The 13,147-nt window shown below is 74.1% G+C and carries 13 protein-coding genes; 2 read left to right on the top strand and 11 right to left on the bottom strand.

Going from position 1 to position 13,147, the window contains the following annotated elements:
* Together tkt and L615_RS06745 are read left to right on the top strand one after the other, a co-directional pair.
* Complete coding sequence (tkt, locus tag L615_RS06750) at positions 1-2,010, top strand: transketolase (protein ID WP_145724542.1); 2,010 nt, start codon at positions 1-3, stop codon at positions 2,008-2,010.
* Entirely contained in the window at positions 2,010-2,993 is a 984-nt protein-coding gene (locus tag L615_RS06745) for a phosphoribulokinase (protein WP_145724541.1), read from the top strand. The genes tkt and L615_RS06745 overlap by 1 nt, the downstream gene beginning before the upstream one ends.
* Here L615_RS06745 and L615_RS06740 read toward each other — a convergent pair.
* The 11 genes from L615_RS06740 to L615_RS23160 all read right to left on the bottom strand — a co-directional run.
* On the bottom strand, positions 2,980-3,804 hold the full coding sequence (locus L615_RS06740) for a DUF6390 family protein (protein ID WP_145724540.1): 825 nt from the start codon (positions 3,802-3,804) through the stop codon (positions 2,980-2,982). The two genes, L615_RS06745 and L615_RS06740, sit on opposite strands and share 14 nt — an antisense overlap.
* Positions 3,797-4,933 carry a hydrogenase formation protein HypD gene (gene hypD, locus L615_RS06735; protein WP_028656405.1) on the bottom strand — a complete coding sequence of 379 codons (1,137 nt, stop codon included), beginning with the start codon at positions 4,931-4,933 and terminating at the stop codon, positions 3,797-3,799. Before hypD ends, L615_RS06740 begins: the two co-directional genes overlap by 8 nt.
* Positions 4,930-5,217 carry a HypC/HybG/HupF family hydrogenase formation chaperone gene (locus tag L615_RS06730; RefSeq protein WP_028656404.1) on the bottom strand — a complete coding sequence of 96 codons (288 nt, stop codon included), beginning with the start codon at positions 5,215-5,217 and terminating at the stop codon, positions 4,930-4,932. The genes hypD and L615_RS06730 overlap by 4 nt, the downstream gene beginning before the upstream one ends.
* Before the next feature lie 36 nt (positions 5,218-5,253).
* Positions 5,254-6,366 carry a hydrogenase expression/formation protein HypE gene (gene hypE, locus L615_RS06725; protein WP_145724539.1) on the bottom strand — a complete coding sequence of 371 codons (1,113 nt, stop codon included), beginning with the start codon at positions 6,364-6,366 and terminating at the stop codon, positions 5,254-5,256.
* Positions 6,363-7,031: an SIS domain-containing protein gene (locus tag L615_RS06720; protein ID WP_145724538.1), complete on the bottom strand. Its 669-nt coding sequence runs from the start codon at positions 7,029-7,031 to the stop codon at positions 6,363-6,365. Before L615_RS06720 ends, hypE begins: the two co-directional genes overlap by 4 nt.
* Positions 7,028-7,774: a hydrogenase assembly protein HupF gene (locus L615_RS06715; RefSeq protein ID WP_028656401.1), complete on the bottom strand. Its 747-nt coding sequence runs from the start codon at positions 7,772-7,774 to the stop codon at positions 7,028-7,030. The genes L615_RS06720 and L615_RS06715 overlap by 4 nt, the downstream gene beginning before the upstream one ends.
* On the bottom strand, positions 7,771-8,064 hold the full coding sequence (locus L615_RS06710; RefSeq protein WP_028656400.1) for a HypC/HybG/HupF family hydrogenase formation chaperone: 294 nt from the start codon (positions 8,062-8,064) through the stop codon (positions 7,771-7,773). The genes L615_RS06715 and L615_RS06710 overlap by 4 nt, the downstream gene beginning before the upstream one ends.
* The gene (hypF, locus tag L615_RS06705; protein ID WP_145724537.1) at positions 8,065-10,413 is read right to left on the bottom strand and encodes a carbamoyltransferase HypF; all 2,349 of its coding nucleotides are present in this window, start codon (positions 10,411-10,413) and stop codon (positions 8,065-8,067) included.
* Positions 10,410-11,612, bottom strand: coding sequence for an NHL repeat-containing protein (locus L615_RS06700; protein WP_222430474.1), 1,203 nt, complete (start codon positions 11,610-11,612; stop codon positions 10,410-10,412). Before L615_RS06700 ends, hypF begins: the two co-directional genes overlap by 4 nt.
* Before the next feature lie 10 nt (positions 11,613-11,622).
* A complete protein-coding gene (locus L615_RS06695) occupies positions 11,623-12,528 on the bottom strand; it encodes a NifU family protein (protein WP_145724536.1) in 906 nt (301 codons plus the stop codon).
* Positions 12,525-13,147: hypothetical protein (locus tag L615_RS23160; protein WP_222430473.1), on the bottom strand; the 623-nt coding region annotated here is incomplete at its 5' end. The genes L615_RS06695 and L615_RS23160, both read right to left, overlap by 4 nt.

Raw genomic sequence — 13,147 nt, 5'->3', positions numbered from 1 at the left:
ATGAGCAGCCCCACGACCACCACCGCGCCGGCGCCCGCCGCCGCCACCGTCGACCAGCTCGCGATCGACACCATCCGGCTGCTCGCGGCCGACATGGTGGAGGCCGCGAACAGCGGGCACCCGGGGATGCCGATGGGCGCCGCACCGATGGCCTGGACCCTGTTCTCCCGCCACATGCGCCACGACCCGTCGGCCCCGGAGTGGCCCGACCGGGACCGGTTCGTGCTCTCCGCGGGCCACGGGTCCGCGCTGCAGTACGCCCTGCTGCACCTGTTCGGGTACGACATCGCGGAGACCGACCTGCGCGGGTTCCGGCAGCTCGGCTCGCGCACACCCGGCCACCCCGAGCACGGCGACACGCCCGGCGTCGAGGCCACGACCGGACCGCTGGGCCAGGGCATCGCGATGGCCGTCGGCATGGCGCTCGCCGAGCGGATGCTGGCCGCGCGGTTCCCCGAGATCGTGGGGCACCGGACGTGGGCGATCGCCGGCGACGGCTGCCTGATGGAGGGCATCAGCCACGAGGCCGCCTCGCTGGCCGGGCACCTCGGCCTGGGCCGGCTCACGGTGCTGTGGGACGACAACCGGATCACCATCGACGGCGCCGTCGACCGCTCCTCGAGCGACGACCAGCAGGCGCGCTTCCGCGCCTACGGGTGGCACGTCGTGGAGGTCGCCGACGGCACCGACGTCGAGGCGATCGACGCCGCGCTCGCCGAGGCGACGGCCGACCCGCGGCCCAGCCTCGTCGCCGTGCGTACCGTCATCGGCCACGGCGCCCCCGACGTCGCCGGCACCTCGGCGGCGCACGGGTCGCCGCTGGGGCCCGAGCGGCTGGCCGAGGCCAAGCGGCGGGTGGGACGGGACGCGGAGGCGGCCTTCGTCGTACCGGAGGAGGTGCGGGCGGAGTGCCGTGCGCTCGCCGCGGCCGGCCACGACGCCCGCACCGAGTGGGAGGGCCAGGTCGTGGCGCTGCGCGAGGCCGAGCCGGCCCGCGCCGCCGCCTGGCAGCGCGCCGAGCGCGGCGACCTGCCCGCCGACCTCGACGACGAGTTCTGGGCCGGCGTCGCGGCGTCCCTCCCGACCACTCCCCTGGCGACCCGGCAGTCTTCCAAGGCCGTGCTGCAGGCGCTCTCCACCGCCCTGCCGGAGCTGGTCGGCGGCTCGGCGGACCTGTCCGGCTCGACCGGTACGGACGTGGGCACGCGGCCGGTGGGACCGGGCGACTACAGCGGCGCGCGGATCGACTTCGGCATTCGCGAGTTCGCGATGGCCGCCGTCCTCAACGGCATCTCCCTGCACGGCGGGCTGCGCTGCTTCGGGAGCACCTTCCTGGTGTTCGCCGACTACCTCCGCCCGGCGCTGCGGCTCTCCGCGCTGATGCGCCAGCCGGTGATCTACGTGCTGACCCACGACTCGGTCGCCGTCGGCGAGGACGGCCCGACCCACCAGCCGGTCGAGCACCTCGACTCCCTGCGCCTCATCCCGAACCTGCGGGTGCTCCGGCCGGCCGACGCCCAGGAGACCGCCGAGGCGTGGCGCAGCGCCCTGGAGCACACCGAGGGACCGACCGTCCTCGCCCTGTCGCGGCAGGGTCTGCCCGCCGTCCCGGGCAGGCCGACGGCCGGCCACCTCACCCGCGACGGCCACCGCGTCGTCCGGGACGCCTCCGAGCCGGACGTCGACCTGGTCGCCTCCGGCTCGGAGGTCGCCCTCGCCCTGGCCGCCGCGGACGTGCTGGCCGGGGAGGGCCTGGCGGTGCGGGTGGTCTCGGTGCCCTGGCGCGAGCGGTACGAGGCCCGTCGCACCGGGCTCGGGGCGGCGACCGCGACGGTGGCCGTCGAGGCCGGCACCACCCTCGGCTGGCGCCACCTCGCCGACGCGGTCGTCGGGGTGGACCGCTTCGGTGCCTCCGGACCGGGACCCGCCGTCCTCGAGCACGTCGGGCTGACGGTCGACGCGGTGGCCGCGGCGGCACGCTCGGCGCTGCAGGCACGACGCGGCCAGTGATGCTCGAGAAGGTCGTCGCGATGGCGCGGGCGCGGGCCGCCGAGCGGTCCCACCCGGTGATGCTGGCCATCGCCGGGGACTCGGCGTCGGGCAAGACCACGCTGAGCGAGGGGCTCACGGCCGCGCTGGGTGCGGACCAGTGCCTGTCGATCAGCATCGACGACTACCACCGCCACGACCGGGTGGAGCGGGCCGCACTCGCGATCACCCCGCTCCACCCGGACGGCAACCACCTCGACATCGTCGAGCAGCACCTCCAGTTGCTCGCGCTCGGCCGCCCGATCCTCAAGCCCGTCTACGACCACGCCACGGGCACCCTCGGCCGCCCCGAGTACGTCGAGCCTCCGGCCTTCGTGATCGTCGAGGGCCTGCTCCCCCTGCAGACCAAGCTGATGCGCGCCTGCTTCGACGTCACCGTCTATCTCGACCCGCCCGAGGACCTCCGGCAGCGCTGGAAGGTCGCCCGGGACACGACGACGCGCGGGTACAGCCGCACCGACGTCCTGGCCGAGCTCGCCCGCCGGGCGCCGGACTCCGAGGCCTTCGTCCGGCCGCAGCGGCGCGATGCCGACATCGTCGTGCGCTTCGCGCCGGAGGTCGGGCCCGGCGCCGACTCCCCCGACGCCGCGCTCTCTGCCGACATCCTGCTCCGCCCGACCATCCGGCACCCCGCGCTGGACCGGATCCTCACCGAGGACCGGCGCGCGGCGGTGCACCTGCGGATCATCCGCGACGACGACGGCACCCCCACCGACTGCCTGCACGTGCACGGCCACGCGTCGGCGCACGACGCCCGGGAGCTCGGCGACGCGATCTGGGCGAACCTCGGCGTCGGCGCCGAGCCGCCCAGCGGCCTGGGCCTGACCGGCCCCGACACCCGCAGCGAGCCGCTCGCGCTGACCCAGCTGATCCTGCTCCACCACCTGTTGCACGCGAGCAGCCGCCACCCGACGCGCGACGACGGGATGCTCAGCCGGACCTGACCCCGGTCGCTCCCGCGATCCGCGGCGCCATCGCCGCGAGCTGGTGCTCGGTCTGGGCCACCAGCGCCGCCACGTCCGCCTCACCCAGCCGGTCGCAGGCGAAGTCCCAGTGCACGGCGACGTGCTCGCCCACGGCCGGGTCCGGGACGAAGGGACGCCCGTCGACCCGGTAGCCGATGGTGCGCACCTCGTCCGGCCCCAGCTCCAGCCGGGCCGGCACGGCCGGCCCGCCCGATGCGGGCAGGTAGCCGAGCCGCGGCCCGCGCACGACGAGCTCGTCCGGCCGTACCTCCTCCACCACCGCCCAGCCGACCCGGCACGACTCGAGGACGCCCAGCGGCTCGGGGCCGTGGCCGAGCAGGCGGGACCACGGGTAGACCGCCAGGACGTGGAAGGCGTGGCTCGGCGCCGCCTCCACGAGCAGGTCCTCGGTCAGGTGCGCCCAGTAGTGCGCCGCCTGCGGCTTCAACTCGGCGAGCAGCCGCTCGCCGAAGGCGCGCCCGTCGACAGCGGCGGCGAGATCGTTGCCGGTCCAGTAGCCCCGCACCACCCGCGGGTCGAGCGGGTCGTCGATGCCGAGCAGCTCGCCGAGCAGCCGCTGGTAGGGCCAGGCACCCGAGAACCGGCGGGCCACCTCGGCGATCTCGGTGACCGCCGCGACCGGGGGCGAGCCGGTCGCGGCGGCGACCAGTGCTGCGGATCCGGCAGGACCGCAGTAGCCCAGCGCGTTCGGAGCGTGCGCGTACTGGGCGAACAGCCGGTGGCCGGCGGGACGGGTCGCGTCCGGGCCACCGGCGCCGGGATCAGCCAACGGGTGCGCCCTGCCCGACCATGAGCGCGGTCTCGCGGTGCAGCCGCCCGAAGTTGTAGTAGGCGGCGCAGGCGCCCTCGGGCGAGACCATGCAGGTGCCGATCGGGGTCTCCGGCGTGCACGCCGTGCCGAAGACCTTGCACTCCCACGGCTTGATCGCGCCCTTGAGGACCTCGCCGCACTGGCAGGCCTTCGGGTCCGCGACCCGCACGCCGGGCATCGAGAAGCGCACCTCGGCGTCGAAGTCGGCGTAGTCGTCGTGGACCTTGAGCGCGCTCTGCGAGATGAACCCGAGCCCGCGCCACTCGAAGTGCGGGCGCAGCTGGAAGGTCTCGGCCATCAGCTTGAGCGCGGCCGTGTTTCCCTCCGGTCGTACGACGCGCGCGTACTGGTTCTCGACCTCGCACCGCCCGCCGGCGTACTGCTGCAGCAGCATGTGCACCGAGGCGAGGATGTCGAGCGGCTCGAAGCCGGCCACCACCACGGGCTTGCCGTAGACCTCCGGCACGAACCGGTAAGGCCGGATGCCGACGACGGTCGAGACGTGGCCGGGCCCGAGGAAGCCGGACAGCCGCAGGTCCGGGCTCTCCAGGATCGCCTTGATCGGCGGCACGATCGTGACGTGGTTGGAGAAGACACTGAAGTTCTTCACCCCGAGCGTCCTGGCCCGCAGCAGGGTCACCGCGGTCGAGGGCACCGTGGTCTCGAAGCCGACGGCGAAGAAGACGACGTGCTTGTCGGGGTTCTCCACCGCGATCTTGAGCGAGTCGAGCGGCGAGTAGACGAAGCGGACGTCGGCACCGCGCGCCTTGGCGTCGAGCAGCGACCCGCGGGACCCGGGGACCCGCATCATGTCGCCGAAGGTGGTGAACACGACGTCGGGCTGCTCGGCGAGCCACATGGCGTCGTCGATGCGGCCCATCGGGATCACGCAGACCGGGCAGCCGGGGCCGTGGACCAACTCGATGTTCTCGGGCAGCAGGTGCTCGATGCCGTGCCGGTAGATCGTGTGGGTGTGCCCGCCGCACACCTCCATGAACTTCCACTCGGTGTCACCGGCGATCTCGGTGATGGACTTGACCAGGGCGCGGGCTGCGGCCGGGTCGCGGAACTCGTCGACGAACTTCATGCGCTGATCCCATCTCCCACGTCGGTGCTCTTGAACATGTCGATCTCGTCCAGGTAGTCCTGGCCCATCTTCTGGACCTGGTCGAGCGTCAGCTGCGCTTCCCGCTCGTCGATCTTCGCCATCCCGAACCCGACGTGCACCAGCACCCAGTCCCCCGGTACGACGTCCTGCTCGGCGAGCAGCTTGATGCTGATGATGCGCCGGACGCCGCTGACGTCGACGCGGGCCAGGTGCTCGTCGGGATCGACGATCTCGACGACCTGGCCGGGAATTCCCAGGCACATGGTGGGTCTCCAATCTCCCTGCGTGGGTTCGGTGGGTCAGCAGATCCGGGGCAGCGGGTCGCCGACGAGCATGTCGACGATGCGGGTACCGCCGAAGGGCGTCCGCATCGCCACGATCCCGGGTGGGTCGGCGAGGACCTCGCCGATCACGGCGGCCTGCGCGCCGCCGGGCTGCGAGCGCAGCGCGGCCACCGCGGCCTCCGCCTCGTCGGCGGGGACGACGGCGACGAACTTGCCCTCGTTGGCGACGTAGACGGGGTCGATGCCGAGCATGTCGCAGCAGCCGAGCACCGTCGGGTCGATCGGCAGCAGGCCCTCGTCGAGGACCACCCCGACCCCGGCGGCCTGGGCCAGCTCGTTGGCGACCGTGCCGAGTCCGCCCCGGGTCGCGTCGCGCATCCAGCGAGTGCCGGGGGCGGCGGCGAGCAGGGCCTCCACGAGCCCGTTGACGGGCGCGGAGTCGGACTCGATGTCGGCCTCGATGTCGAGGTTGCCGCGGGCCAGCATGATCGCCATGCCGTGGTCGGCGATGGTGCCGGACACGATCAGCCGGTCGCCGGCGCGCACCGCCAGCGGCGAGAGCTCGCACCCGGCCGGGATCACGCCGACCCCGGACGTGGTGATGTAGAGCCCGTCGGCGGCGCCGTTGGGCACGACCTTGGTGTCACCGGTGACGATCTGGACGCCGGCCGCGTCGGCCGCCGCCCGCATCTCGCCCGCCAGCTGCTTGAGCTTGTCGATCGAGAATCCCTCCTCGATGACGAACGCCGCGGAAATCCACTGCGGCCGCGCGCCGCTGACGGCCAGGTCGTTGACGGTCCCGTTGATCGCGAGGTCGGCGATCGACCCGCCCGGGAACTCGTACGGCGCCACGACGTAGGAGTCGGTCGAGAACGCCAGCCGCTCACCGGTGGGGAGGGCGAGGACCGCCCCGTCGCCGAGGTTCTCCAGCTCCGGGTTGCGGAAGGCCTCCACGAAGACGTGGTCGACGAGCGCCGCCGAGGACTTCCCACCGGCGCCGTGGGCCATGGTGACCACCTCGTCGACGAGCCGGGGGCGCCGCTTGCGGAACTCCTCGATCCGGATCCGGGTCCGGTCCTCGGGGTCCGGCACCTCGTGGGCCGACGGGGTCAGCCGTTCGCTGGTCATGACGCATACCCCTTCCGCAGGGTCTCGAGGTGGTGCTGGGCGGTCGCCCAGAGCCGGTAGCCGACGAGCGCCTGGCTCTCCTGGATCCGGTGGATGCTCTGCGACCGGATGGTGAAGCAGTGGTCGACCTCGTCGGCGACGGCCATCCGGCCGCCGTCGTGACCGGAGAAGCCGATCGTCAGCAGGCCCCGGCGCCGGGCCTCCACCAGCGCCGTCATCAGGTCCTCGGAGCTGCCCGAGGTCGACAGCGCGACGGCGATGTCGCCGGGCCGCGCGTGCGCCATCAGCTGGCGGGAGAAGACGACGTCGAAGCCGACGTCGTTGCCGAGCGCCGTGATCACCGCCTGGTCCGCGGCCAGGCAGCGCGCCGCCAGCGGGCGGCCGTGCGCCGGGCGCGCGAACAGCGAGGCCAGCGTCTCGGCGTCGGTGGACGAGCCGCCGTTGCCGAAGGTGTACATCCGCCCGCCCGCGGCGAACCGCTCGGCGATCGCCCGGCCCGCGGCCTCGATCTCGGGGCCCCACTCCTCCAGCGACGCCGCCTGCAGGCGGGCGCTCTCGGTGGCCTTGGCCCGGGCCGAGGACGCGAGGTCGGTCAGCAGTGCCGTCGCGTCGGTCTCCTGCGCCTCGATGAACGGGTAGAGGAAGTCGGTGTTCTCGTCGTTCATGCGCCCGGCTCCTCTCCCAGCCGGGTGAGGGCGGCCCCGCCGTGGATCAGGATCAGGTCGCCGGGAGCCACCTCGCCGACGACCATCGTGTCGACGTACTCCTCGCCGTCGGCGGTGCGCACCAGCGCGCCCGACAGCAGGTCGGCCGGCGGCGCGACGACCTCGCCCAGCCGCCCCTCGTCGGAGCAGGTCACGCACACCTCGTCTGTGCACTCCGGCTCCTCGGGCTTCAGCAGGCCGGGGTGCTCGAAGCAGACGTGGGTGAGCTCCCACAGCAGGTGGTACATCAGCACGAACCGGCCGGTCGCCGGCGTCATCGGGTCGGCCGTGGGTACCCACAGCACGTGGTCCGCGGCGCCGGCGGGCGGACGCTCGCCATACCCGATCCAGATGGTCTCGGCCCCCCAGGCGGGGGCGCGGCGCATCACGTCGGCGACGGCCGCGTCGGCGGCGTCGGCCACCGCAAGCACGACGTCGCCGGGCCGGGTGGCGATCCGGGTCTCCGCGACCGTGTCCGCGGCGACCAGTGCGACGGACGGCAGGGCCCGCTTGCCCACGACGACCGGGTGCACGAACTCGACCGCGACGTGGTGCGCGTGCGGCTCCCACTGGGGCGAGATCACCCACAGCGTGGCGCCGGCGTGGAAGCGGCGGGCCAGGGCCAGCGCGGCCCCGGCGAGGTCGGCGGAGAGGTCCTCGTCGATCAGGCCCGGCGCGGCCCCGACGTCGTACGTCGTGCTCATGACGACTCCCGCGCCTGGATCGCCGCCACCACGGCGCTGCCGCCGGCCAGCTCGTCGGCGGCCAGCAGCCCGAGGTCGACCATCATCGCGACGGTCTCGCGGGCGGACTCCTCGGTCAGCCGGGTCAGCGCGTAGCCGGCGTGCACGATGACGTAGTCACCGACCACCAGGTCGGGCAGGTAGTCTAGGCACACCTGGCGCACCTCCCCGACGAACTCGGCCAGCGCGACCAGCGCGCCGTCCTCGGTGGACCAGATCCTCTCGATCCGGCCCGGGACTCCCAGACACATTCAGACCACTCCTCTCCGTGACGCCAACCCTCGGGCGGCCAGTGCTCGCCCGATCGCGGCCTGGCCGAGCGCTAGCCCGGCGTCGTTGCAGGGCACCCGCCGGTGGGTGAGCACCTCGAGGCCGGCCCGGGCCAGCCGTTGGCGCAGCGCGGCGGTCAGCTCGCGGTTGGCGAACACGCCACCGGTCAGCCCCACCACGCCGATCTGTCGCTCCCGCGCCTCGGCGACCACGAGCTCCGCGGTGGCCGCGGCCAGCGCGTCGTGGAATCCCCGGGCCACCGAGGCGGGTTCGTTGCCACCCCCCAGCGCGGCAACGACGTCGTGGACCAGCGGCCTCCAGTCGATGACGCCGCCGGCCACCGGCAGGGCCAGCGGTACGCCGTGGCGGGCCTTCCTGGCCAGCACCTCCAGCTCGACGGCGGCCTGTGCCTCGTAGCCGGCACGAGGCCGCACGCCGAGCAGCGCGGCGACGCCGTCGAACAGCCGCCCGACGCTGGTCGTGGAGACGCACGCGGTGCCGGACGCCAGCTGGGAGCGCACCAGCGCCACCTCCGCCGCGGCGACGTCGGCCGGTGCCCAGTCGGTGGCGACCTCCGCGCCGGCCAGGAGGGCCAGGGCCGTCCGGAACGGGTTGCGCACCGCGGCCTCGCCGCCCGGCAGCAGCAGCGGCGCCAGGTGTCCGGCGCGCTCGAAGGTCGCCAGGTCGGCGCCCATCGCGAGGATCTCCCCGCCCCAGACCTGGCGGTCGCAGCCGTAGCCCGTGCCGTCGTACGTGACGCCGAGGACGGGGGTGCCCACCCGCTCGCGGTCCACCAGCAGCGACGCGAGGTGCGCGTGGTGGTGCTGGACCGTCAGCAGGGGGCGGCCGATCCCGGCGGCGTGGTCCTCGGCCCAGCGTCGGGTGGCGTAGCCCGGGTGCAGGTCGGCCACCACCAGCTCGGGCTCGGCGTCGCGCAGCCGCACCAGCTGGTCGACCGAGCGGCCGAACGCGGTCTGGCTCTCCAGGCTGCCCATGTCGCCGATGTGCGCCGAGCAGAACGCGAGATCCTCCCGCACCAGGCAGAAGGTGTTCTTGACCTCGGCGCCGACGGCGAGCACGGTCGGCCCGGTGCCGAGCTCCGCGGGCAGCGCGACGGGCAGCGGGGCGTACCCGCGCGAGCGGCGGACCGGGACCTCCTCCCCGTCCACGACGGTCACCACCGAGTCCTCGCACGGCACCGCGATCTCGCGGTCGTGCATCAGGAAGCCGTCGGCGATCCCGGCCAGGCGGGCCCGCGCGTCGGCGTTGGTGAAGGCGAGCGGCTCGTCGGCGAGGTTGCCGGAGGTCATCACGAGCAGCGGCGGCGCCCCGGTGCCCGGCCACCCCGGGACCGGCTCGAAGAGGAGGTGGTGCAGCGGTGCGTAGGGCAGCATCACGCCGACCTCGTCCAGGTCCCCGGCGACGGACGGCGCCAGCGGCCCGTCCGTACGACGGGGGAGCAGCACGATCGGCCGTGACGGCTGGCACAGCGCGGCCTCCGCGGCCGGCGTCAGCTCGACGACCCGGCGGGCCTGCTCGAGGTCGCGCACCATGACCGCGAGCGGCTTGTCCGGGCGGTGCTTGCGCTCGCGCAGCAGGTCGACCGCCTCCGGCGAGGTCGCGTCGCAGGCCAGGTGGAAGCCGCCGACGCCCTTGACCGCGACGATCCGGCCCGCAGACAGCATCCCCTGGGCGAGGACCAGCACGTCGTCGTCACCCAGCACCACGGTGTCGGTGTCCGCGACGGGCTCCCACCACAGTCGCGGCCCGCAGGCCTGGCACGAGACGGGCTGCGCGTGGTGGCGGCGGTCCCCCGGGTCGGCGTACTCCGCGGCGCAGGCGGCACACAGCGGGAAGTCCCGCATCGTCGTGGCCGGCCGGTCGTAGGGCAGGTCGGTGATGATCGTGAACCGCGGGCCGCAGTTGGTGCAGGTGATGAACGGGTGCCGGTAGCGCCGGTCGCCGGGGTCGCGCATCTCGGCGAGGCAGTCGTCGCACACCGCGACGTCCGGCGGCACCAGCGTGCGCGCGCCCACCCGGTGCCGGCTCGGCACGATCCGGAACCCGGAGGCGCCGGACGGCGCCCGGTCGGTCACCCGGACGTCGAGGACGCTCGCCAGCGGCGGCGCCTCCGCGACCAGCGCGCCCACGAAGGCGTCGAGCGCCGCGGCGGTGCCCTCGGCCTCGATGAAGACGCTGAGCTCGTCGTTGCCCACCTCGCCGGCGATGCCGTGCGCGGCGGCCAGCCGCGCGACGTGCGGGCGGAAGCCGACGCCCTGGACCACGCCGCGCACCTCGATGCTGCGGCCGGCGGTCGTGGTCCGCGTCATCCCCGCCTCCAGACCACGACGCGGTTGTTGCCCGAGTCGGCGATGGCGAGCCGGTCGCCGGACGCGGCGAGGCCGTAGGGCCAGCACAGGGTGTCCGGGCCGACCTGCTCCCAGCGGTTCTCGCCGTTCGCGGCGAAGGTCGGCTGGCCCAGGACCCAGGCGGGCTCGGTGTGCTGGTCGCGGGGGTCGCCCTCCCACAGCAGCACCCGGTTGTTCGACGTGTCGGCGACCGCCAGCCCGTCAGGGGTGCGGACGGCGGCGTACGGGAAGCGGAGGCCGGTGCCGGTCTGCGGCCGGTAGGGGAACTCGACGCCGGTGCCCATGTCGGGCTGGCCCAGCACGTAGTCGGCGGGCACGTCGCCGTCGGGGTGGCGATGCCACCCGAGCAGCCGGTGGTTGCCGGCGTCGGCGACCACGATGCCGCCGCCGTTGCCGGTGACCATGTGCGGCCAGCGGAAGGAGTCGGGCGCCACCGGACCGTCGCGGTTCTCCCCGCGCGAGGTGGGGTCCGGTTGGCCCAGCACGATGTCGGCGGGGACGTCGGGATCGGTCGGCACCCCGTCCACCCACACCAGCACGCGGCGGTTGTAGGTGTCGGCGACGTAGAAGCGCCCGTCGACCAGCGCGATCCCGAACGGCTGGTAGAAGCTCGTCGCCGACGGCGCGCCGCCGCGATTAGGCTCGACGTCGCTCGCCGACGGCTGGCCGAGCACCAGGTCCGGCGCCCGGTCCCCCGACGGCACCCGGTCCCAGACCAGGATCCGGTGGTTCCAGGCGTCGGCGACGAGGAAGCGACCGTCAGGCGTGCGGAGCAGCCCGGTCGGCAGGTGCATGCCCTGGTCGGGTCCCCGGCCGCCCGCCTGCGGGCCCTCCGACGTCGCGTCCGGCTGGCCGAGCACGACGTCCGCCGGCTCGCCGTCCGTCGACGGGATCCGGTCGAAGACCAGCACCCGGTGGTTGCCCGTGTCGGCCACCACCAGGAGCTCGTCCTCGAGCCACACCCCGCGCGGCGCGTAGACGTACGACGCCGTCGGCTCCGCCTGCGGCAGGAGCAGGCCACCGGCCGAGGTGGCCCCCACGACCACCTCGGGCCGCCAGCTCCCGTAGGTCTCCGGCGCCGGTCCCGCCGGGGCGAACGGATCCACGCCCAGCCGGGCACCGAGGTGCTCGGAGCCCGTCGGGATCACCCGGACCTTCATGCCGACACCCTCATGCCGACACCCTGATCCAGACCTCGCCGTCCTCGACCCGCAGCGGCAGCTGCTCGAGCTGGGCACCGGGGAAGGTCCGGCACTCGCCGCTCAGCGCGTCGAAGCAGTAGCCGTGGTGGGCGCAGGTGAGCGAGCCGTCGCTGGTGTCCAGCTCGGCGTCGTCGAGGGGCATCGCGAGGTGCGCGCACTCGTTGACGTACGCCGACAGCTGGCCGCCCACGTTGACCACGATGGCGTCGACGGCCGGAGCGCCGTCCGGGACCAGCTCGACGGCCGTGATCGCGTCGAGCGTGAACTCGCCGATCGGCAGGCTGCGCACCCAGCCCCGCTCGGGCGTGGCCGTGCGGATGCCGACCTCCCCGAGCGGGATCAGCGTCGGGCCGGGCTCGTTGGGCAGCACCTCGACTCGCTCGATGCCGGGCACCTGGGCCTTGAGCGCCTCCTCGACCCCGTTGCGCATGGTCACCGCGGACATCGAGCAGCCGTTGCACGCACCCGAGAGGCGCACGAAGGCGGTGCCGCCCTCGATCCGGACCAGCTCCACGTCGCCGCCGTGGGACTGCAGCTGGGGGCGGACCTGCTCAAGGGCCTGCCGGGCGAGCGTCATCGGGTCGGGACGGATGATGCCGTGCATCAGCAGCACCATCCGCACGACCGGCTCGTCGACGATCTCGAACAGCAGCTCCTTGCCGCGTGCGTCGTCCCGCAGGCGTCGTACGACGTGGACGAGGGCGGCCCGGTGCACGTCCTCCAGCGAGGAGCGCAGCGCCTGCGCGACGCGCTGGCCCGAGGGGTCGGTGACCTCGGCGAGCGCGGCGACCGCGTCGTCGAGCGCCTGGGCGAGGACCTCGACGTCGCGGTCCTCGGGCGCCGGTGCGACCGGCCGGTCGGCCAGGCTCGTCATGACTCGACCCCCTGCTCGCGGAGCTCGCGGACCAGCTCCACCTCCTCGCCCTGGGGGACCCCGAACTTCGGTCCCTGGCTGCCGGGCACCACCTGGCGGGCGATCTCGTCGAGCACGCCGCGCACGGCCATCACCGCGTCGACGTCGCCCTGCTCCTCGAAGAGGAAGCGGGCCTCGTGCAGCTTGGACTTCGCGTGGTCGAACACCCCGAGGTGGGCCAGCGCATTGCCCTGGTTGGCCAGGATCCGCGCCCGGCCGAGCGGGTCACCCTGCCGCTGGCGCAGCTCGAGCACCTCCTCGTAGCGCTCGACGGCCTCGACGATGTTGTCGCCCTGGTGGGTCGAGGGCGTGTAGACCAGCGCGTTGGCCAGGTTCATCTGCGCGCTCGCCCACTCCTGCGGGAAGTCCTCCTGGGTGAACACCTCGAGCGAGGCGCGCAGCGCCTGCATCGCGATGCCGGCGCGGAGCTGGTCGCTGGCCTCGACCATTGGCATCGTCAGGTACGCCGTGCCGAGGTTGAGGTTCGCGCTCGCCCACACGTGCGGGGCGCTGGCCTGGCCGACCAGCTGGAGCGCCGAGTAGTACTCGTCGACCGCGTCGGTCAGCGGCCGCCGGCCGG

Origin of the sequence: Nocardioides sp. J9, assembly GCF_007829375.1 — a bacterium.
Taxonomy (GTDB): Bacteria; Actinomycetota; Actinomycetes; order Propionibacteriales; family Nocardioidaceae; genus Nocardioides.
This window is presented reverse-complemented; position numbering and strand designations above follow the sequence as displayed.

Excerpts from the sequence above, each read along its gene's own strand:
- tkt (WP_145724542.1), top strand. The coding sequence starts at position 1 with ATGAGCAGCCCCACGACCACCACCGCGCCGGCGCCCGCCGCCGCCACC.
- L615_RS06745 (WP_145724541.1), top strand. The coding sequence starts at position 2,010 with ATGCTCGAGAAGGTCGTCGCGATGGCGCGGGCGCGGGCCGCCGAGCGG.
- hypD (WP_028656405.1), bottom strand. The coding sequence starts at position 4,933 with ATGAAGTTCGTCGACGAGTTCCGCGACCCGGCCGCAGCCCGCGCCCTG.
- L615_RS06730 (WP_028656404.1), bottom strand. The coding sequence starts at position 5,217 with ATGTGCCTGGGAATTCCCGGCCAGGTCGTCGAGATCGTCGATCCCGAC.
- hypE (WP_145724539.1), bottom strand. The coding sequence starts at position 6,366 with ATGACCAGCGAACGGCTGACCCCGTCGGCCCACGAGGTGCCGGACCCC.
- L615_RS06720 (WP_145724538.1), bottom strand. The coding sequence starts at position 7,031 with ATGAACGACGAGAACACCGACTTCCTCTACCCGTTCATCGAGGCGCAG.
- L615_RS06715 (WP_028656401.1), bottom strand. The coding sequence starts at position 7,774 with ATGAGCACGACGTACGACGTCGGGGCCGCGCCGGGCCTGATCGACGAG.
- L615_RS06710 (WP_028656400.1), bottom strand. The coding sequence starts at position 8,064 with ATGTGTCTGGGAGTCCCGGGCCGGATCGAGAGGATCTGGTCCACCGAG.
- hypF (WP_145724537.1), bottom strand. The coding sequence starts at position 10,413 with ATGACGCGGACCACGACCGCCGGCCGCAGCATCGAGGTGCGCGGCGTG.
- L615_RS06700 (WP_222430474.1), bottom strand. The coding sequence starts at position 11,612 with ATGAAGGTCCGGGTGATCCCGACGGGCTCCGAGCACCTCGGTGCCCGG.
- L615_RS06695 (WP_145724536.1), bottom strand. The coding sequence starts at position 12,528 with ATGACGAGCCTGGCCGACCGGCCGGTCGCACCGGCGCCCGAGGACCGC.